Source organism: Shewanella halotolerans (assembly GCF_019457535.1).
Taxonomy (GTDB): Bacteria; Pseudomonadota; Gammaproteobacteria; order Enterobacterales; family Shewanellaceae; genus Shewanella; species Shewanella halotolerans.
The window spans coordinates 3,836,276-3,857,209 of record NZ_CP080417.1; the positions used below are offsets into that span (position 1 = coordinate 3,836,276).

At 54.9% G+C, this 20,934-nt stretch carries 12 protein-coding genes; 3 read left to right on the forward strand and 9 right to left on the reverse strand.

Going from position 1 to position 20,934, the window contains the following annotated elements; translation table 11 throughout:
• Positions 1-75: 75 nt before the first annotated feature.
• Positions 76-1,275: an aromatic amino acid transport family protein gene (locus tag K0H81_RS16625; RefSeq protein ID WP_220059055.1), complete on the reverse strand. Its 1,200-nt coding sequence runs from the start codon at positions 1,273-1,275 to the stop codon at positions 76-78.
• A gap of 618 nt (positions 1,276-1,893) precedes the next feature.
• Here K0H81_RS16625 and K0H81_RS16630 point away from each other — a divergent pair.
• Complete coding sequence (locus K0H81_RS16630) at positions 1,894-2,448, forward strand: TMEM165/GDT1 family protein (protein ID WP_011866985.1); 555 nt, start codon at positions 1,894-1,896, stop codon at positions 2,446-2,448.
• A gap of 141 nt (positions 2,449-2,589) precedes the next feature.
• Here the strand turns inward: K0H81_RS16630 and katB are convergent, their stop codons facing one another.
• The 6 genes from katB to K0H81_RS16660 form a co-directional block, all read right to left on the reverse strand.
• A complete protein-coding gene (katB, locus tag K0H81_RS16635; protein ID WP_220059056.1) occupies positions 2,590-4,050 on the reverse strand; it encodes a catalase KatB in 1,461 nt (486 codons plus the stop codon).
• Between the two features lie 759 nt (positions 4,051-4,809).
• Complete coding sequence (locus tag K0H81_RS16640; RefSeq protein ID WP_011866987.1) at positions 4,810-5,061, reverse strand: YgjV family protein; 252 nt, start codon at positions 5,059-5,061, stop codon at positions 4,810-4,812.
• Positions 5,062-5,215: 154 nt separating this feature from the next.
• Positions 5,216-5,665 carry a PaaI family thioesterase gene (locus K0H81_RS16645; protein ID WP_144204402.1) on the reverse strand — a complete coding sequence of 150 codons (450 nt, stop codon included), beginning with the start codon at positions 5,663-5,665 and terminating at the stop codon, positions 5,216-5,218.
• Between the two features lie 660 nt (positions 5,666-6,325).
• Entirely contained in the window at positions 6,326-8,941 is a 2,616-nt protein-coding gene (exeM, locus tag K0H81_RS16650) for an extracellular exonuclease ExeM (protein ID WP_220059057.1), read from the reverse strand.
• A 638-nt stretch (positions 8,942-9,579) separates the two neighbouring features.
• Complete coding sequence (locus K0H81_RS16655) at positions 9,580-10,242, reverse strand: helix-turn-helix transcriptional regulator (RefSeq protein WP_011866990.1); 663 nt, start codon at positions 10,240-10,242, stop codon at positions 9,580-9,582.
• A 258-nt stretch (positions 10,243-10,500) separates the two neighbouring features.
• Positions 10,501-11,106: a DUF2238 domain-containing protein gene (locus K0H81_RS16660; protein ID WP_220059058.1), complete on the reverse strand. Its 606-nt coding sequence runs from the start codon at positions 11,104-11,106 to the stop codon at positions 10,501-10,503.
• A 432-nt stretch (positions 11,107-11,538) separates the two neighbouring features.
• On the opposite strand from K0H81_RS16660, the gene serA reads away from it, so the two are divergent.
• Both serA and ygfZ read left to right on the forward strand, forming a co-directional pair.
• Entirely contained in the window at positions 11,539-12,768 is a 1,230-nt protein-coding gene (serA, locus tag K0H81_RS16665; protein ID WP_011866992.1) for a phosphoglycerate dehydrogenase, read from the forward strand.
• Between the two features lie 411 nt (positions 12,769-13,179).
• On the forward strand, positions 13,180-14,148 hold the full coding sequence (gene ygfZ, locus K0H81_RS16670) for a tRNA-modifying protein YgfZ (RefSeq protein WP_220059059.1): 969 nt from the start codon (positions 13,180-13,182) through the stop codon (positions 14,146-14,148).
• 149 nt (positions 14,149-14,297) lie between these two features.
• Here the strand turns inward: ygfZ and K0H81_RS16675 are convergent, their stop codons facing one another.
• Both K0H81_RS16675 and K0H81_RS16680 read right to left on the reverse strand, forming a co-directional pair.
• A complete protein-coding gene (locus K0H81_RS16675; protein ID WP_220060881.1) occupies positions 14,298-15,317 on the reverse strand; it encodes a response regulator in 1,020 nt (339 codons plus the stop codon).
• Between the two features lie 180 nt (positions 15,318-15,497).
• On the reverse strand, positions 15,498-20,804 hold the full coding sequence (locus K0H81_RS16680; protein WP_220060882.1) for a PAS domain S-box protein: 5,307 nt from the start codon (positions 20,802-20,804) through the stop codon (positions 15,498-15,500).
• Between the last annotated feature and the right edge of the window lie 130 nt (positions 20,805-20,934).

Consider the following 20,934-nt stretch of genomic DNA (forward strand, 5'->3'; position numbering starts at 1 on the left):
AATTAGCGAAAAGGTAAGCAGGTATTTCCAGCAATCCCCTGCCCCTTCGCTTAGGCGCAAATTGTCAGCCTCTTTTTACAGCGCAACCCAGAGCTGGGCGGCGATAATCACCAGACCCACCAACGCCGATGCCGCAAGTGCAAACTGACCACCACTCACCTGGTAACCGCCCAGGTTTTGCTTACGCTGTCCCAGCGCCATGGCGATAGGCAGGAAGATGATCATCACCACCAGCGGCAGGGCCGCGAAACCTAATACCTTAATGAAACCATCAGGATAGTAGAGGGCGCACAGCAGCGGCGGCACAAAGGTTATCAACCAGGTCTGCAGGCGACCCAGCAGGTTGTCTCTGGCGCGAGTCAGCTCAGCAATATAGTCGAACAGGCTCATGGTCACCCCGAGGAAAGAGGTGATCAGCGCCAGGTTTGCAAACAAATCGATACATTGACGTAAAATGTCTGAGTGGGCGATGCCCTGCAGCGCCGACACCAGCTTAGGCAGAGAGCCTTCGAAACCGTACACGGTCGCGCCGCCCACAGTGCCCAGGGTCACCATCAACCAGAGGATGTAGCACACCAAGGGGATGGTCGAGCCAATCATGAGTACCTTACGCAGTGACATGGCGTCGCCATCCAGGTAACGCACAATCGTTGCGATACAGACGTGGAAACCGAAAGAGGTAAACACCACAGGAATGGCTGCCAGCCAGAGGTTACCCAGCTCGCCCTTAGACACCAATTCGGTGGCTGATTCACGCAGGATATAGTTTGGGCTGACTTCGGGTAGCAGGAAGAGCACCACGATAACAAACAGGGCTACCATGGCGCTAAAGAGCAGACGTGAGACCTTATCGATCCAGGAGACGCCGATGGCGATGAAACCACCGAACACCAAGGTAAAGATGAGTACCGCCGCCTCGTGGTTCACCTTGATCCCCAGAGGTTCGAAGCGAGACTCCAGCAGGGAGGAACCGCCCATCAGATAGACCATGGTCAGGGCAAACAGCAGGCTCAAGAAGGAGCCCCCCTGGATCAGCTGGCCAACCTTGCCTAAGGTCTTGCCCGTGATGGCGTGGACGTTCAGCCCCACACCGGCACGTAAGTTAATCTCTAACATCAACAAAGAGGTATAGATAGATACCCCCCAGATCGCCACTAATAGTAGTAAGGCTGGAATCGTCCCCAATGAAGCAGTTGCCAGAGGCAAGGCCAACATGCCTCCCCCAATTGCGGTCCCCGCAACGATGGCAATAGAGCCAAGCATTTTTAAGTTCACAAAATTGTCCTGTCTTTATTTATTATCTCTTTTTGGAAGGTCAGATTTAGAACGACTGCGAAGGCGGGAATTAGTCATGAAACACACTAAGCGATAGCCTCCTAACCGAACTATGGTTCTCTGCCCTAGTACGTGTCGGGTTGGCCTCAACAGCTTAGCTCTTACTATCTTACGATCTAGCTAAGCCCCTGAGGCTGCCTAAATCGGTAACAATATCGATAGGTATGTTTCATCACTACCTTTACTCTATAAATTTGACTGATTGGCACATTAACAGAGCCACAGGCGGCGCACAAGGTATGCCGCCTGATCGGATGCAAGTTTGTACAAAGGCGTAAAAACCACGAAACAAGCTGTCTACAGAGTGATCACCACAGGCGAGCAGGCACCTCCTTGCACCTCAAAAGTATTTGGGTATAATGGCCGCCACTGCTTCAGGGGAGTAGCTAACAAGGCAAAGCCATTTGCCTTGAGTGAGTGTCAACATACTTGGCCACATGCCATGGTACTCACGGTAAGGGGAACATCTCTTACTCTGCAAGACCTGAGCACGGTTACCGTTCATTCATTAGGGGGCGGCGGATCGTGCTTGGAATTTTTGCCCCCTTAGGAACTATGATGGAAGCATTACTCGCCTCAACCTTCACTGTCGCTATCGCCGAGATAGGTGACAAGACCCAGCTGCTGGCACTGATCCTCGCCGCAAGATTCAAAAATAAGACCGCGATTATCCTGGGGATACTGCTATCTACCCTGGCTAACCATTTTGCCGCCGCCTGGGTTGGCCAGTGGGCCATCAACTGGATAAGCCCAGAGATGGCCACCTATATCGTCGCCTTCTCCTTCTTCGCCATCGCCCTCTGGGTACTGGTGCCCGACAAGGTCGACGCCGAAGAGAGTCGCTTCTATCAGATGGGCCCCTTTATCGCCACCTTCATTCTCTTCTTCCTCGCCGAGATGGGCGACAAGACTCAGGTTGCCACGGTCGTGCTGGCCGCCAAGTATGACGCCCTGCCGCTTGTGGTACTGGGCACCACACTGGGGATGATGATCGCCAACGTGCCTGTGGTGATCGCCGGTCATTTCAGCGCCGAGAAGCTGCCGATGAAATGGATCCACCGAGGCTGCGCCGCCCTGTTCGCCCTGCTGGGTGTGGCGACTCTGCTCTATTAAGTTAAGGCTGCTCGGCGCATGGCTTAAGCTAAGCGCATGAACAGAGAGCGGATAGCAAAAAGCCAGTGACTCAGGTCACTGGCTTTCTATTTTCAGGCTGTACACGCCTGGTTATCTACCAGCCTAATTTACAGACCTTACTTACAAACCTAAGCCCTGCTTGATGCGTTGGCCATAGTCTTCATCAGCCTTGAAGAAGTGGGCCAACATGCGCTCCTGCACATCCATGCTCGCCTGACTGAGAGAGCCTGAGATGGTCGCCGCCAGTCTGGCCTTCTCCTCTTCTGAGAAGATGCGATACAGGTTACCCGCCTGGGTGTAGTCATCCTGGTCGTAACGGCTGTAACGGTCGGCTTCACCATCGAGTCTCAGCGGTGGCTCGGCAAACTGTGTCGGCTCCACCAGGGCAGACTGAGTGCTGTTCGGCCCATAGTTGGCGCTGGCATCGCCGCCCGTCTGACTGCCACTGAAGGGGCACTGGGTTCCCGCCATGGCACCGCCACGCTGATGATGGTTAGCCTGAGTCGCATGAGGGCAGTTTACCGGCAACTGGTTATAGTTGGCGCCGATACGGTAGCGCTGGGCATCGGCATAGGCAAACAGACGGGCCTGCAACATCTTGTCCGGCGAGGCGCCTACGCCTGGCACCAGGTTACTCGGCGCTAAGGCCACCTGCTCCACCTCGGCGAAGTAGTTCTGCGGCAGACGGTTAAGCTCCAGCACACCTATCTCGATCAGCGGGTAGTCGCCATGTGGCCACACCTTGGTCAGATCGAACGGGTTGATGTGATAAGTGTTAGCATCGGCCTCAGGCATGATCTGCACATTCACCGTCCAGCGCGGGAAGTTAGCGTCCTGGATAGCCGCCACCATGTCACGCTGTGACGAGTCGGGGTCGATCCCCTTAAGCTTGTCCGCCTGCTCGTTGGTCAGGTTAACCACGCCCTGCTGTGACTTGAAGTGGAACTTGACCCAGAAACGTTCTCCCTTAGCATTCCAGAAGGAGAAGGTGTGCGAGCCGTAGCCGTGCATCTGACGATAGTTAGCCGGAATACCACGGTCTGACATCAAGATAGTCACCTGATGCATCGCCTCTGGATTAAGCGACCAGAAGTCCCACATCGCCTGTGGATCTTTCAGGTTAGTCATAGGGTTACGCTTCTGGGTGTGGATGAAGTCCGGGAACTTGATGCCATCACGCAGGAAGAAGGTCGGGGTGTTGTTACCGACGATATCGTGGTTACCGCGCTTGGTGTAGAAACGCAGGCCGAAACCACGGGGATCGCGCTCGGCGTCGGCCGAACCCATCTCGCCGCCCACGGTCGAAAAGCGCACGAAGGTCTCAGTCTGCTTGCCTTCGCCGTTGAAGTGGTCGGCGACGGTGTAGTCGCTCAGATCTTTGGTCAGGGTGAAGGTTCCGTACACACCCGTGCCCTTGGCGTGGACGATACGCTCGGGGATACGCTCACGGTTAAAGTGCGCCAGCTTCTCGATAAGGTGCCAGTCCTGTAGCAGTAGCGGGCCACGCTCGCCGGCAGAGAGAGAGTTTTGATCGTCCGCAATGGGTGCGCCATTTTGGCTGGTTAAGTAGTTGGTTGTCATAATTCGCTCCATCCTGTTTAGCTTGTTGGGCCCTCGGCTAGGGTCTTAGCCTGGGTAAAAATTTCGGTATTAGTTTAGGTATAAATTTAGCTTTTCGTTTCCGCGGCCTGGTCAGCTCAACCAGTCTTCGATAACATCAAATATTGTGGCCATAGCTCTTCTCCAAATTAGCTCTGCTCCAAATTAGCTCTACTCCTCTAATCGCTCATTCCAAGCACTCATTACAAACACTCGTTCCAAGCGCTCAGGTTAAGCGCTAGGCCATTGAGTTAAGTGACTCGCTTAGCGATTTAACTTGTCGATGTAGCAAGATTAGTCGAGCCTCAGAGAAATATAAAACGATTAAAATTGATGACTGTAAACTAATTTATAGATTAGAATTAGGTTTCGAATTAGGTTTCTAATCAGATTCCTAATCAGATGCCTAATCTGTATGTGGTATACGAGCCGATCTAACTGACGAGCCAGCCTAAGAGGGATTGGTAGAAACGAGGAAGAAACGAGGTAGCAACGAGATAGAAACGATGCAGATACCAAGGAAAGGCGAAGGAGAAATAGAAACGCAAAGCAGGAAAACAGAAAAGAAGAGTGAGCGGAGAACCGACAGCAGAAGGTGAAGAGAGTGGAAAGAGCGCAGAGAGTGGAGAGAGTTAGATAAATAGAAAAACAGATGGCAGGGGTTTCGCCGCGATCTTAGCCGCGGGGAGTAAGCGTCAACACTCGCACTTATCGCCCCCGCATAGCAAAATTTGGCTCAGATCAGCTGTCCTTGTCCAGCTTAACCTTGGCGACCTGATACAGCTTCACCAGATAGAAGGCATCGATCAACACGATGAAGAAGTTCACCAAGGCCACAGGCAGGGCGCCGATGGCCAGGCCGTAGGCGACAAACAGGGCTGCGCCGATCAGGTTCCACCAACGCAGCTTCTTGATGTTTGACATCATGAGGGAGATGGCGACCACCACAGAGGCCAGATAGCCGACCCATTCCCAAATTGTTGCCGTTTCCATAGGCACTCCTTAACCCTTAAACATATCTTCCCTAATTATGGCACCGGGCTGCACAAGTGGCAGCCAATCTGACTAAATTATCTTACTAATTCAGGTGCATGTCAGATGCATGCGAGCTGTACACCAGAGCCTTGCCAATCCTGACGTCGAGCCATCAGACCATCGCCTGACGCTTAACCACGGCCGCCGTCATACGCGAGATACAGCAGAGTTCACCCGCGCTGTTGTGGATCAACACCTCCCACACCGAGCTGCGTTTGCCCAGGTGAACCGGCTTGGCGGTTGCCGTCAGGGTGCCGTTGCGCGACGCCTTAAGATGGTTGGCGTTGATCTCCTGACCGACACAATAGTAGTTCTCAAAATCCACCACGAAGTTGGCCGCATAGCTGGCCACAGTCTCGGCCAGTGCCACATTGGCGCCGCCATGAACTATCCCCAAGGGGTTGTGCACCGCTGGCGAAGCCGGCATGGTCGCCTTCATGTAGTCCTCGCCAATCTCGCTGATGGTGATCCCCAGGGTCTGCATCAAGGTGCCTTTGCCATGCATGCCTGCGTCCATCTTGGCGCAATCTTCCAGGGTAACGGGTCTAAACCAAATGCTCATGTCTCATTCCACAACGATCAAAAGTGAGCATTTAGTCTACTTCTTCGCTAATCAATAAGAAATAGGGCATTAGGATATTGAAGCATAAGGGGCTGGAATCGCCTAGCGAGGCATGCAGCTTTGAACAGACGACAGTGTTCAGAGATCACCAGAAAAACATACTGGGGTTGGCCTTCATCCGCCCTGAATTGTTAGTCTCGTTTGCCGCCAAATTGGCCGCATCAAGTGGGTTTGTGTGACGAATGAAGGCCTAGGGTAACTGGTAACGCTTACGCCGAATCAAGGGCTCTGATTCCAAAGGCTCTGAATCAAGACTCTTAATCAAAACGCTGTATCATGGCGCTAGCATTTGGGCCTGGCCGATAACGCGCGACAGTTTATCCTGAAAATACAAATTAACAAGCCCGATGAGTGAGGGGAAAAACAGAAAAAGATCACAGCGTTATCTGAGCCGCATAAATCGTAAGGCGGCGCTACACAAAGCAAAACAGCCGCTAACAAGGCGCTAAACTTGTGGCTAAATGGATTAAACAGAATTGAGTGGCATCAGCAACAGGCTTAAAGACTAAATGACGCGAAGGCGATACAGACTAGACGGTTAAATGCAGGGATAAAAAAGCCAGCTGGGGAGAACAGCTGGCTTGGGAGAGACTTGGCAGACTAGTTGCGGCGACGCAATCCAGCCAGTCCAAGTAACATCAGTCCTAGATAACCCAGTGAACCGCCGTCATCCTTTTCTTCCGGCTCAGGCTTAGGCTCTGGCTTAGGCGCTGGGTAGCTTAGCGCCACGATCACAGGGTCGTGATCCGATGCAGAGAAAGCATTCTCAGACTTGGCAAGCTCACCTGTGTATTTGCTGCCGTATTCGAACAGGTTCGATTCGACCGCATTGATGTGCCAGTCTTGAATATCCAGTACGCGCTCGGCCAGGCTAGTGTTAGCCAATGCATGGTCCAGGTTACCCAACTCGCCGTTGTAGCTGTATGAGTAAGTATCTGGGCCATGAACCTTGGTATTTAGGTTGATCAGGCCATAGCCCTTCTCAATCTTGCTACCTTCACGCTCATATACCTTGCCATCTAGCGTTGTCCAAGAGGCGGTCATGATGTCACGATCGCTGTTTGCGGCATCGAAGTCGGTCAATACGCGGATAGGATCTTCTTTGCCGTAGGCGTTCATGTCGCCGATCACTAAGAGATCACCCTTCACGTCTTGCAGCGCATCACCAATGACCTTAGCGGCCGATACACGGAACTCGTTACACTTGCCCTGAAGATCCGCTGGATCACTCTTGTCTTCATAGTTAGCCCAATCTTCGACACAACCTGAGCCCTTAGACTTGAGGTGGTTCACCACGACAGTTAACTGCTCGTCATGGATCTTGAAGGTTTGACCTAGGCTGTGACGTTGATATTTATCGAACGCTGGGCTGAGTTCCGCCTTGTCGCCTTCGCCGCGAGTCACTACGCCTGCGGTAGCGTGTTGCTCAGGTGTGGCGATCAGGAAGGCATCACCACTCGGTGTCACCTTAGCGGCGCGGTACAGCATGCCCACAGTGATAGCATCGCTACCGACAAACTTGCCTTGGTATTTATCGGCATCGTTGATCTCGACGAAGCTATAGGCGTCGGCATCGCTGAGTTCGGCATTTAGTGCATCGAGTAGGTTTTGAATCGCACTCTTCTCGCCAAAGCCGTTGTTACCAATCTCCATCAGGCCAACGATGTCGGCGTTCATGGCGGTGATGGCATTCACTATCTTAGTGCGTTGCAGCAGCATCTCTTCTTCGGTGTTAGCACCACGGTTATCGGCAGGCGTATCGTCACCACCAACCGCATTGTTGAAGAAGTTCAGTACGTTGAAGCTAGCTACACGGATATCACCCTTAGTGGCAATGGCTGGTGCATCGCTGCGATCATCGCCGCGAATGAAGTCACCCGCCACAATCTCGTTGGTCGCCACCAAGCGGTATTCGTTGTAGCTGTAGCTCACCACACCTTGAAGGTTAGTCAGTTGGTCACCGACACGGATATAACCGTTCTCGGCATTGAAGGTTGGGAAGTAAGGGACTTCGCCATCTTTCGCCTTATAGTCTGACTCGATAAATAGCTGATTAGCGCGGTTTTGTGCTTCCAGCGCAATCGCTTCATCGCTCATCGCTGGATAGAGCTGGGTCGCCTTCATCAGCGGCGCCTTGTAAGACAACATCATGTTGTTACGACGGGCGGCGTAGTCATAGCTGAAGGTACGGCTGACTTTCATGTCGCTACCGGCATCGAGTACCACATGCATGCCTTCGAAACGCTCTAGCGCATCACCCAGGCTCTCGCCGTCGGCCACATAGAAAGGTTGAGCAGCAGGCGCGCCTACGTTCTCACCCACTTCGATCTTCTTGTCGGCCTTGATATCGACTTGAGTCAGGCCATAGTATTCTTTCACCAGACCTTGAACACAGACTTCAACGCCAGGCTGGATCTCTTCGCCGGCCGCTTCGCCTAAGAAGACAAAGATACCGTCAGAAGTGTAAGGCGAGTTGTCACCCTCAACTTCTTGCAGGTAGAAGCCCTTGAACAGGCTGTCGCCACGAGCGGTTACCACACCGCGAATCGTCACTTCCTCTTTAGAGGCATACTCGCCGTCGGCGATCAGTGGGCTAGACTTGCCTGCACCCTGAACGCTGTAAATTGGTGTGATCTTAGCGCCGGTACAGGTGAAGGCAGGAGCTTCAGGTTCGGTTGGTGCGCTGGCGCCATCTAGGTTACCCAGGCCGGTAAAAGTATCGACAGGCAATACTTTCCACTGGCTTTCGACGAAGACATTTGATGCAACAAGGGCATCTGTGTTGCGCTGCATGGTGATGTTCATGCCCCAGCCGCTAGGCGTAGGCACGGCACCTATGATGTCAACCACGGCACCATCTTTGACCAGTGCTACGGCATCACCGCCGTTGAAATAGAGATTACCCGTGCTGCTGTCGACATCGCTACCTAGGGCGATTTCGGCACTTGGGTGTAAGATCACTTTGAGTTTTTTGGCATCTATGGTGAGACCGTCTAGGGCGACCATATCTAAGGCATTGGTATCGCCATCTTTGTAGCGCACCAGCTTGTAGCCGGTAAGATCTAAGGCGGCGTCGCCTGAATTGTACAGCTCGATCGCCTTATTGTTGCTGTTGCCTTCAACGTATTCGCTGATGAGCAGGTCGGCTTTCGCAGAAACGGGCAAAGCCGCGGCTATTGACAGTGCAAGCACTGACAACTTCTTAACATTATCCATTGTTCAACCCCATTTTTATAATAATGCCGCTAATTTTTATTAACGTGCGGCGAGATTGTTGCAGAAGTGCCTAAGCCAATTTGTGACCAAGATCACATTCCAAAATAGCGAACATTATGTTTATAAAATACGGTTAATATCTATACAGCAAATGGCATACATATTAGTAAATTGTGATTAACCGATTGGTTTCACGGCACAAAACATGAGGCCGTAAGAATTCATTTGTGATGTGACTAGATAATTTCAAGCAAAACAATAGATAAGTTTGAGCATTCAAACACCCAGCACCAAACCTGATTAGTGCAAATGCTCAACGATTTTACAAACCGTGGTTTTATTTTAAGGTCAATTTAACCTTTCTACTGACAAGAAGGTAAAATGTCGAAAGTGTGACAAGCCGCAACTTGGACTGGCGGGGAATCCGATGCAATTCAAACCAGATTCAGCCGCCTGACAAAGTTTGTAAGCTAAATCCAGGATTTAAAGCCAAGGTGTCAGGCAAATGCCAGAAGCTAATGCTGCTAGCCGGTGCGACGAGCTAATGCCAAAAGCAGATGCCAAAGCAAACCTCAAAGCCTAGCCCAAAGCCTAGCTCAGCAGACACTGAGCTTGCTTAGGTATGAAGGATTAATAGATTAACAAAACTCGAAGTGACAGGCGTTTGCCTGGGACCAGCGCAGCAGCTCTACCCGATTACGAGACTGAGTCTTACGGAAGATTGAGGAGATATGGGCCTTGACCGTGTGCTCGCTGATACAGAGGCGATCGGCGATCTCCTTGTTGCGGGCACCGCTTGAGACCAGCTGTATGATGGTACGCTCACGAGTGGTGAGCTTTTGCAGCATGGCGACCATATCCTGGGTCAGCTCGACGCCGCTATCCTGGCGACTCACCAGCTGACGAAACACCTTAGAGATCAAAGGTCTGTCATACCACAGCTCATCGTTGACCATCTTACGCAATCCGGTCAGCGAGAGATCCATACGCTGATCGGAAAACAGCAGGCCGCGCACCCCGAGCAGCAGGGCAGATTCCGGCTCCAGGCTACCGCGTTCGACCTGATAGAGGGCGATGGGCACATGAGGTAATAGACGCGCGACAATCAAAGGCACGCCCTTGCTGTCCAGCGCCGCACCCTTCTGGGCAATGAGGTAGAAACTATTGCGATCCCGCTCCGGATCCAGGTCGCTGACCTGACGGGCGATACGTGTCTTTAGACCGATCGATTCGGCCAGAACGGCCAGATGGCACGGTGTTGAATCTTGGTGTAGAAAAACCAGTTCATCAATTTTACTCATACGCTTCTCTCCCTGAAAAGCATCTCAATGCAGTTAACCATATGTGAGTAAGCTATCCCTGTTATTGATCTTTATGAACTTCATTCCTCCTAGTCATAGATACCACTTAATTTATCCATTTATGACTAGTAAAAAAGTATGTCAGCTATATTAACTAACTCTAGTGAGAATAGTTATCACTATTAGTTATATAAAGCTAACTCATCACATCATTAGCATATAATAATGCTTCTGATGTGATAGGCAAGCTACAGATTATTATTGCTTTTTCAGTTTAAGCAGCAGTCTGTCATGCCAGCGTGAAAGCAGCATCACGCTCGCTAGGGCGCCAATAAGCGCCATCCCCATGTCAGACTGGGTGTCCCACACATAGCCCTGGGTGCCTAGGAATGCCTCGGCATCTTCACCCGTTGCCAACGCGACCCACCACTCGATTAACTCATAAAATGCCGACAGCGCCAGGGCGAAACAGCAGACCAGGAAATTGCACCAGGCCCCCTGCTTCACCACTTCGAGGCGCAGAAACACCTCACGGGCCAGCAGCGCGGGAATAAAGCCCTGAGCGAAATGGCCCACCTTGTCATAGTTATTGCGCTCGCTGCCCATCCAGTCGGCTATGGTGTCGAACAGCGGCACCTCGGCATAGGTGTAGTGCCCACCCACCATGAGAATGATGGCGTGGATCAGAATCAGGCCATAGGCCAGAGAGGTGAGTGGAAACTTCTTGCGGGTCACAAAGAGGATAGGCAGGGCGATCAGCGCGGGAACAACCTCTAAAAACCAGGTAAAGCTATCTTTTGGTTCTATCCCTGACCAGATCAGCACGGCGAAGAAAATTGTGAGCCACACGGTGCTTTTATTCAAAATAAGAACTCCTTAGATGATATTGTTTTAATATCAGAATAATAACTTTAGCCATCTAGCCCTCCACACTGACCAAAAAAGGTGCTATTTTGTGGAGGCATTGACAGGCAACAGATAAAAATCACCACAAGAACAGGGCTTGTAGACCTTTCTGGGCGCATTTTTACCAAGGTTTAAAGGGCTTTGCGCTAAACGCTTGCTCTGTGTAGTCATTCTACACAAGTCAGCCGGAAACCGTACAGCATCCAAAATAACCTTGCCCGACTGGGCTCAGCGTCCTGCCATCCTTAGAAGCTCGTCGTCTCTGGCCCCAGGCCAATAGCGAGACGACGAAGATTCATTGGTATCAGGCCACAGAGCAAAAGCCGAGTAAAAATTGTCCCCGAGAGCGATACTCACCTAGCAACAATTGAGCAAGAGGGTACCTAAATCATGGCGAAACATTCGCTGGACAAGGATAAGATCAAGATCCTGCTGTTGGAAGGCGTCCACCAATCTGCGGTAGATGTATTCAAGCGTGCAGGTTACAACAACATCGAATATCACAAGGCATCGCTGGGGGAAGAGGAGCTGTTAGCCTCGATTAAAGATGCTCACTTCGTTGGCATCCGATCCCGTACCCAACTCACCAAGGCCGTGCTCGACAAGGCTGAAAAGCTGGTCAGCATAGGTTGCTTCTGTATCGGCACCAACCAGGTCGATCTCGCCGCGGCCGAAAAACTGGGAATTCCAGTCTTCAACGCGCCGTTTTCCAATACTCGCTCCGTCGCCGAGCTGGTACTGGGTGAGATCATCATGCTGCTGCGTGGTATTCCACAGCGCAACGCCCTGGCCCACCGTGGTGGCTGGCTCAAGAGTGCCAATGGCAGCTTCGAGGCCCGCGGCAAGACCCTAGGTGTGATTGGCTATGGCCACATTGGTACTCAGCTGGGGATCCTGGCCGAGACCCTAGGCATGCGCGTCATCTTCTTCGATATCGAAGACAAGCTGCCTCTGGGTAATGCTCAGCAGATCCACTCGCTGGAACAGTTGCTGTCCCTCGCCGACGTGGTGAGCCTGCACGTGCCAGAGACGCCGCAGACCAAGAACATGATTGGCAGCAAAGAGCTGGCGGCCATGCGTCAGGGCAGTATTCTGATCAACGCCTCACGCGGCACTGTGGTAGATATCGACGCCCTGGCTGAGGCGATCCGCGGCGATCATATCGTCGGCGCCGCCATCGACGTCTTCCCGGTCGAGCCTAAGTCGAACGACGACGAGTTTGTCAGCCCACTTCGCGGCCTGGATAACGTCCTGCTCACCCCACACGTGGGCGGTAGCACTCAGGAAGCCCAGGAAAATATCGGCATCGAGGTGGCAGGCAAGCTGGCGAAATACTCAGACAACGGCTCAACCATGACGGCCGTCAACTTCCCTGAGGTATCGCTGGCGCAGCATAAAGACACCTCGCGTCTGCTGCATATTCACCACAACCGTCCGGGTATTCTTATCAAGATTAACCAAGCCTTCGCCGAGAAAGGGATCAACATCGCCGCCCAATACCTGCAAACCACCGCAGAGATTGGTTACGTGGTGATGGAGGTCAACTCAGATCAGGCCGATGAGGCGCTGGAAGAGATGAAGGCGATCGACGGTACCATCAGGACTCGTCTGCTGCACTAAGACGGCCCCGTCTTTGGAAATAAGCGTCGCGAAAAAAGGCATCACTCTGTGGTGCCTTTTTCTTTAACAGCGCTTTATTTCACGATTCAGTCTCTCGACCACTCCCCCTTGGCTAGGACGACTGAGCATAGGGTATGTTGCCGCGCAGGAAGCGGCTCTGCGACTCACGGCGCTGATACCACTGGCCAGAGACACAGTGGCTAATTAGTCTACCCGGACTTTAGCTAATCACTACTGACTCCGGCGTGCCATACCAAAAGCGTTTAGGGATCATAATTTTAAAGATTGGCCTTAATCATTTGAAAGATTCATCCTCTGGCCCCTTTAAATTTTTCCCCGCGCCCCTATATTGATGATAATGAGCCCTTAACCGGCCAACCCCAAATCTGCCCATTCGCCCAGGAACATGATATGACGCTTACCGTTTCTCAACCTCAGTGGCCCCTCAATGAGGCGCAACCCGCCATCGTTTTCAGCCAACTCTCCCATCTCGGCCTTATCTCTGTAACCGGCGAGCAGGCACGGACTTTCATCCACGGTCAGGTGACCACAGATATCACCTCTCTTGAGGCCGATCAGTGGCGCTGGGGCGCCCACTGCGATCCTAAGGGCAAGATGCTGGCAAGCTTCAGAGCCTTCGCCCATCAAGATGCCCTGCTGATGATGATGCCAAGAGAGACGCTGGCGCTCGATCTGCCGCAGCTGCAGAAATATGCCGTGTTCAGCAAGGCAGAACTGGTGGATGCCAGCGACGACTGGTGTCTAATAGGCGTCAGCGGCGAGCAGGCCCCAGCCTGGATAGCCCAGGCCTTTGGCGAGATCGCAGCCGAGCTCACCGAGATCCCAGGCGGCGTCATCCTAAGAGACGGCGATCGCTTTATCATTGCCGTTAAGCGCGATACTCAAACCGAGCTGCTGAGTAAGATAGACCAACCCATCTATGACTTCAGCGCCTGGCAGGCGGTCGAGATCGCCGCCGGTCTGCCAAACATATATGCCCGTCATCAGAGCCAGTTTGTGCCGCAGATGTGTAACGTGCAGGCGGTCGATGGCATCAGCTTCACCAAGGGCTGCTACATGGGTCAGGAAACCGTGGCCCGCATGAAGTATCGCGGCGGCAACAAGCGCGCCCTCTATATCGTCCAAGGCTCGGCCAGTGTGGCGATAGATGACGACAGCCAGCTCGAGATGAAACTGGAAGATGATGAAGGTTATCGCCGCGCCGGCACCATTGTGGAAGCCGTGCAGCGTGACGGTCAGCTGCTACTGAGTGCCGTACTGCCCAACGATACGCCGTTGACGGCTCAGCTGAGAATGGCGGGCGATGAGGCATCAGTTCTCACCCTAGCACCACTGCCCTACTCCCTAGATGAAGAGTAAGCTTAGATTTAACGAAGAAAGGCGCCAATGGCGCCTTTTTTAATGTACGGCTCTATATTCAAGGCACTCTACCTAATGCTCAGTTCCTAATTATCAGAGCCTAATGCTCAGAGCCTAATGCTCAGAGCCTAGTGCTCAGAGCCAACTGACTACTCCTTGTCCTGATGGCTGTCGCGGATCTTCACCGCCTCATCGACAATCGCCTTGAAATGGCTCACCAGCTCGGGGTCGAAATGTTTACCCGCCTCGCGGTCGATCAACGCCAGGGTATCCTCCACGCTCCAGGCCTGCTTGTAGGGACGAATCGAGGTCAGGGCATCGAACACATCGGCAATGGCCACTATGCGCCCCTCGATGGGGATCTCCTCGCCACTCAGCCCCTTAGGATAGCCCGAGCCATCCCATTTCTCATGGTGGGTCAGGGCGATGCGCCGCGCCATCTCCAGCATGGGATCCGGATGCTCACCGATGATCTCGGCGCCTATCTCGGCGTGACGCTGCATCTCTCGCCACTCCTCATCGTCTAACTTGGCGGGCTTCTTCAAAATGGCGTCCGGCGTGCCTATCTTGCCGATATCATGCATGGGAGAGGCGTTATAGATAAGCTCACAGAAATGTTCCGACATCCCCGCCTGGCGGGCCAGAAGACGGGCGTAGTGGCTCATGCGGATAACATGCATCCCCGTCTCGTTGTCCTTATACTCGGCGGCGCGGCCCAGGCGGCGGATGATCTCAAGCCTGGTCACCTCCAGCTCACGGGTTCTGGCCTTCACCTCCTGCTCCAGCAGGCGTTTCTGATCGTACAGCGACAGATGAGTCTTCACCCTCGCCTTAACCACGGGGGCACTGACCGGCTTGGTAATATAGTCCACCGCCCCCAGCTCGAACCCTTGGGTCTCGTCGGCCACGTCGGTCAGGGCGGTGACGAAGATCACCGGAATGTGCGCCGTCAAAGGCTCTTGCTTGAGCCGCTTACACACCTCATAGCCATTCATGCCCGGCATCATCACGTCGAGCAAGATGATGTCAGGCGCGCTCTTGCCTGCGATCGCCAGCGCCTTAGGCCCGTCGATCGCCACCTTCACCTTATACTCATCCCCAAGAATACCCACTAAGATATCGATATTCTCCGGGGTATCGTCCACAACCAATACCGTGGCTTTCTCCATCAATCCCTTCTCCCGTTGCACCCTGTGATACTCAGCTGTTTGAGTATAGTTCCTTCACGCTTAAGGCCCCGCAGCCCTTCGAAGCGGCGCACGGCCAAATCTTGCTATCCTTCTTTGTCATACGCCCCTGGCGACTATCACGATCAGCCAGCTCACTCACACTTAGCCACTGCGTATAGCCTAGCTAAAGATCTCCTCCACCAGCTCGATCGCCTCGTCAAACTGATAGGCGTTCACCATGTTGAGCACGGGCGCTATCTTGTTAGCGAGCGAGGTTGGCAAACGATCGCGAACCGCCTGTAGCTTCTCCACCGCCTCGGCGTCCGCCTCCTCCAGCATCTTGAGCAGCTCCTTGATGGCGGCATCCAGCTCCTGGGCCGACATGGCTGGCGCATCGGTAGCCGCCCCGGGCTCGGTGCCATCTTCTTGCGGCAGCGTCTCGGCCCCGGTCTGACTGAGCCAGTCGCCTATAGTGGTGCACAGGCTGTCTAACAGCTCACCCATCTGAGTCAGCGCCTCAGTCACATCGGCCTGGATCGAATCGCTGAGTGCCTGCTCTACCTGCTTGGCCAAGGTCACCAGCTCTGGGCAGCAGAGGTTACCGGCCACCCCCTTGAGGGTGTGGGCGTAACGCACCGCCTCCTCCTGCTTGCCCTCACGCTGTGCGGTGGCGATAAGCTCCGCGCAGCGGGACTGACCCGTATAGAAACGCTCGAATATCCGCCGGTAGAGACGCGCCGAGTTCTGCACCAGCTGCAGCCCCTTATCGATGTCCAGCGCCGGGTGTTGGGGCCAATAGGCATCCTGGCTGTGCTGATCAGTCTGCTCAGTGCTGCTCTCCTCAATCACCTGGCTGTCATCCCCCAGGTATTCCAGCAGCGTCTTGTAGAGCAGCGACACCTCGATAGGCTTGGCGATATGGTCGTTCATGCCGGCGCGCAGGCACATCTCCTTGTCGCCCGCCATGGCGTTGGCCGTCATGGCGATCACAGGCAAATCTGCCAGCTCGGGACGCTTACGCAGCTCGGCGGTGGCCTGATAGCCATCCATTACCGGCATCTGACAATCCATCAGCACCAAGTCGAAGCTCTGCATGGCCAGCTTCTCCAGCGCCACCTGACCATTCTCGGCAATCGAGAGGATCACCCCCACCTGCTCGAGGAACTCGCTGGCCACCTCCTGGTTCATCTCGTTGTCTTCCACCAGCAGGATGCGCTTGCCCTTGAGCTGCGCCAACAGGGCAGGACTTACCTCGCTGCCTTTGCGCCGCACCGGCATGGCACCTTGCTTACCCAGGGCCGACATGATGCCGTCCAGCAGGCGCGAGGCGCTGATCGGCTTAGTGATATAACCCGAGATCCCCGCCTGCTCCGCCTTGTCGATAAAATCACCGTCGGCATGGGCCGAGACGATCAGCGTCTTGGGCGGGTTAGCGCGCTCGCTCAGCAACCGCCGCGCCGTCTCCAAGCCGTCCATCTCAGGCATGCGCCAGTCGATCAACGCCACCCCATAGTCGGTCTCCTGACAGCGACTCAGCGCCTCGGCGCCGCTGCGCACCGTATCGACGGTAAAGCCCATGCTCTCCAGGGTGCTGCGCAGAATATCCCGGGCGGTGGCGTTGTCGTCAGCCACCAGAATCCGCATTCCTTCCAGCTCCTGGGCCACCTTGATCAGCTGATTGTCGGCGACCTTGAAGCGCACGCTGAAGAAGAAGGTGCTGCCGTTGCCGAACTGACTCTCGACGCCGATCTCGCCGCCCATGAGTTCCACCAGCTGCTTGCAGATCGCCAGCCCAAGGCCTGTGCCGCCATACTTGCGGGTGGTGGAACTGTCGGCCTGACTGAAAGACTGGAACAGCTTGCCGCGCTGCTCCTCGGTGAGGCCTATGCCGTTGTCGCGCACGCTGAACTTGAGCAGTATCTCCTCATCCTCGCGCACCAGCTGGCTGATCGACAGCATCACCTCGCCCTGCTCGGTAAACTTGATGGCGTTGTTCATCAAATTGATCAACACCTGGCTGAGACGCAGCGGATCCCCCACAAGATGGCGGGGAATATTGGGCGCCACGGCAAACAGCAGCTCGAGCTGCTTGTCGGCGGCCTTGACCGAGAACATGTCGCTGAGATCTTCCAGCATAGTGTCGAGCTGGAAAGGCACCGCCTCGATATCCAGCTTGCCCGCCTCTATCTTGGAGAAGTCCAAAATGTCGTTGATGATCCCCAGCAGCGACTTGGAGGCGCGGTCGATCTTCTCCACATAGTTCTGCTGCTTCTTATCCAAATTGGTCTGTAGACACAGCTGCGACATGCCTATGATGGCGTTCATCGGAGTGCGGATCTCATGGGACATGTTCGCCAGGAAATCGCTCTTGGCCTTGCTGGCGGCATCGGCCGCATCCTTGGCCAGGGTCAGCTCCTCGGAGAGCAGCTTGAGGGAGCTGATATCCGCCATGGAGAGCACGGCGGAGCGATATTCCCCCTGCCTGTCGGACAGGCCCGTCATGTTGACGTCCATCCATCTGGCCTCGCCAGCTTGATTGAGCAGACGGATCTCCAACTTGACGCTGTCGGCGCCGTCGCTCATCAGGCGTTTAAAGCTGTTCTTGGCCTCGAGCCCCTGATCCGGATCCTGATAATCGAAGAATATACTGCCCTTGAGACGCTCTATGGGTAGCTGCAGGTATTGGCTAAACTGCTCGTTGCAATCTAAGATGACGCCGCGATCGTCGACATTGACTATGCCGATGCCGGCGTTATCGAACAGGGCCCTGAAGTGCGCCTCGCGCTTGGCCAGTTCCCTGTCCATCTGCTTGCGCTCGCTGATATCCATCAGGTAACCGTTCCAGACTATGCTGCCATCGTCCTGACGGTCGCCCCTGGCCCCCGCCTGTAGCCAGCGCTGCTCGCCCGTGGGGTGTTGGTAGCGAAACTCTTCGATCCACTTAAGCCCCGACGCGCTCTCGCCGGAGAGGGCGCGAATGATGCGGGCCCGCTCCGACTCTATGATGCAGTCGGCCACCAGGTCGAAGTTGGCCAGCAGCTGATCCCGGTGGAAGCCCAGGGTGGTGATGCAGGCGCGGGAGAGGAAGGTGAAGTAGCGCTGATCGTTGGCTATCCAGCGCAGCTGATAGACGGTGTTGGGGATCGACTCAGTGATCGTCTCCAGCTGCTGCTGGGACTGGGCAATCTTCTCTTGGGCCAGCTTGCTCTGGGTGACATCCTGTATGCTGCCATCGAACCAGAGGGCATTGCCCTCATCGTCATAGCTGGCCTTGCCCTTCTCGTGCACCCAGCGTAGGCTGCCATCCCGGTGATGAATACGATATTGCACCTCGAAGCTCTGCTGCTCGGCGATCCCCTTGTTGATCGCCGTGTCGGTGGCTTCCCTGTCCGCCTCCAGGATCAGGCTGGCAAAGACCCGCTTCTTGTTCTCGATAAAGTCGGCGGCGGGATAGCCGGTGATCTCGGCGATGTTGTCGCTGACATACTCCATCACCCACTGCTCGCCTAATCGGGTACGGTAGACGGCGCCTGGAATATTGCCCACCAGACCGCGGAAGCGACTCTCGCTGTCCTTGATCCGCTTGGCGGTGGCCAGCTCTTCTGTCATGTCCCGTATCGAGGCCGCCACCTGGCGCAGTCCGTCGCTGTCGGCGGGCAGTAGCCCCAGGCTGATCTCCACCGGAAACAGGCTGCCGTCGGCCTTCTTGGCCTTGAGCGTCTTACCCAGCCCAAGGCCCATGCGACGATCCACCCCTTCGGCGATAAACTTGGCTCTTAGGGCCTCATGATGCTTGACGCTATCGGGCACCAGCTGGTCGACATTCAGCGCCAGCATCTGCTGGGCATCAAAGCCAAACAACTGCTGGCAGCGACTGTTGCTGAAGACGACACTACCCTGCTCGTCAACGATCAACATAGCCTCGGGAGCCGATTCCAGCACGGCGTTGGACCAGGCCGCCGCCGAGAACTGTTCGGTCACATCGTTAAACAGCATCTCGATGGAGAGCAGCTCGCCGTTGTCCGCCAGCAGCGGCTGCATGAAGAGATCCAGGCGGCGCACGCTACCGTTGGCGGCGATCATCTCCACCTGATGGGGCGGCACACTATTGCCTTGCAGGGCACTGTCCATGTACTCCCAGTTCGCCTCATTGATAGGGTTGTCGGAGAACATCCGCTGATATTTACGCTTGAGCAGATCCGGGCTGACCCCCAGCACCTTCTCGACTCCGGCAGAGACCTGGGCGATCTGGCCATCGGGCTCCAGCGAGCAGTAGAAGGACTTGTCACTCATGCCATCGATCAGCTTGGCAAAACGGTTGCCGCGTGAATCCAGCAGCGCCTGCTCCCGCTGGGCCAGCACCTCGGCCAGCTCGTTAAACTTATCCGTTAGGGTCTCCACCTCGGCCACCGCGCCCCGGGTGCCTTCGATATGTTTGGTCTTACCGGCGCCGAAGGCCACTATGCCGGCGGCCAGACGTTCGATGGGCAGTGACAGGCGTCTGGCGGTGAGATAACCCGTCAGATAAAGCACAGCGGAGATCAGCAGCAGGGTCAGCACCAGGGAGGAGAGCCCCATGTAGAGCTGGTGGGAGAGCTTGTCCTCCTGGGTCATGATCACCACCCGCCAGTTGAGCTTAGGCACCACGCCTACGCTGGCAAGATAGGCCTGACCGTCGGCGGCCAACATGCGGCTGTTACCGGATTTGGCCGACTGGAGCAGGGAGATGAAGTCGCCGTTGTCATTTGATGGGGCGAGCCACTTATCCGTGCCCTGGGACATCAGCAGCTGCGCATCCTTGTGGTAGATAAGCCGCCCCTTGTCATCCAACACCAGCATGCGATCGGCATCGATCCCCGCCATGGCCGGCAGGGCGTCCAGGGCCAGATCAACCGTCACCACGCCCCAGTAGGGGCTTGAGGGGCCGAAGGACTGGGAGAAGGTGATCATCAAAATGTTACCGGCCCCCTCATCGAAATAGGGCAGCGACCAGTAACCCTGAGGCTTGTCTATCGCCTCGCTCCACCAGGCCCATTGGCCGTCGGTATAGTCGTAGCTGTCCGCGCCGATATCCAGGAACTTCACGCCGTCCTGATCCCGGAAGACATAGGGGGCATAGGGCCGTTGATTAGGCGTCAGGCTGGGGCGAAAGGCGATGGCGCTGGCATAGAAATCGCTGTGGCGCTCCAGGCGCCGGGTCAGCAACGCCTTGAGCTCGCCATCTTGCTGGAGAAGCTGATCGCGACTCATCTGGCCTAAGAGATCGGCAAAGGTGCGGGTATCCTTCTCGGCGAAGGAGAGAAAATGATGCACCCGGCTGGCCACCATCTCGGCCTGCTTCTCGAGATCGCCATAGAGGTAGCTCTCTTCGGCCCGGTAGTTAAACCAGGCGATCAGGCTCAACACCATGGCCATGATGGCGATAAGGGGTAAGGCAATCTGTACGATTATCCGGCTACGAAAGGTACGAAGTCTGCTCATGTCCATATTCCACAGTGCAATCGGCTTAGCGGCGCGCAGGCCTGCCACGGCTCACCCACTCAGCGCCAGTTTCATGACTTGACTAAGTAACGGGTAAGCTCACCCACTCCCGTGTCTGCCTGGGGCCGTTTTCCGA

Bases quoted from the DNA above. Each gene is read 5' to 3' on its own strand.
- K0H81_RS16630 (WP_011866985.1), top strand. From the start codon at position 1,894: ATGGAAGCATTACTCGCCTCAACCTTCACTGTCGCTATCGCCGAGATA.
- katB (WP_220059056.1), bottom strand. From the start codon at position 4,050: ATGACAACCAACTACTTAACCAGCCAAAATGGCGCACCCATTGCGGAC.
- K0H81_RS16640 (WP_011866987.1), bottom strand. From the start codon at position 5,061: ATGGAAACGGCAACAATTTGGGAATGGGTCGGCTATCTGGCCTCTGTG.
- K0H81_RS16645 (WP_144204402.1), bottom strand. From the start codon at position 5,665: ATGAGCATTTGGTTTAGACCCGTTACCCTGGAAGATTGCGCCAAGATG.
- exeM (WP_220059057.1), bottom strand. From the start codon at position 8,941: ATGGATAATGTTAAGAAGTTGTCAGTGCTTGCACTGTCAATAGCCGCG.
- K0H81_RS16655 (WP_011866990.1), bottom strand. From the start codon at position 10,242: ATGAGTAAAATTGATGAACTGGTTTTTCTACACCAAGATTCAACACCG.
- serA (WP_011866992.1), top strand. From the start codon at position 11,539: ATGGCGAAACATTCGCTGGACAAGGATAAGATCAAGATCCTGCTGTTG.
- ygfZ (WP_220059059.1), top strand. From the start codon at position 13,180: ATGACGCTTACCGTTTCTCAACCTCAGTGGCCCCTCAATGAGGCGCAA.
- K0H81_RS16675 (WP_220060881.1), bottom strand. From the start codon at position 15,317: ATGGAGAAAGCCACGGTATTGGTTGTGGACGATACCCCGGAGAATATC.
- K0H81_RS16680 (WP_220060882.1), bottom strand. From the start codon at position 20,804: ATGGACATGAGCAGACTTCGTACCTTTCGTAGCCGGATAATCGTACAG.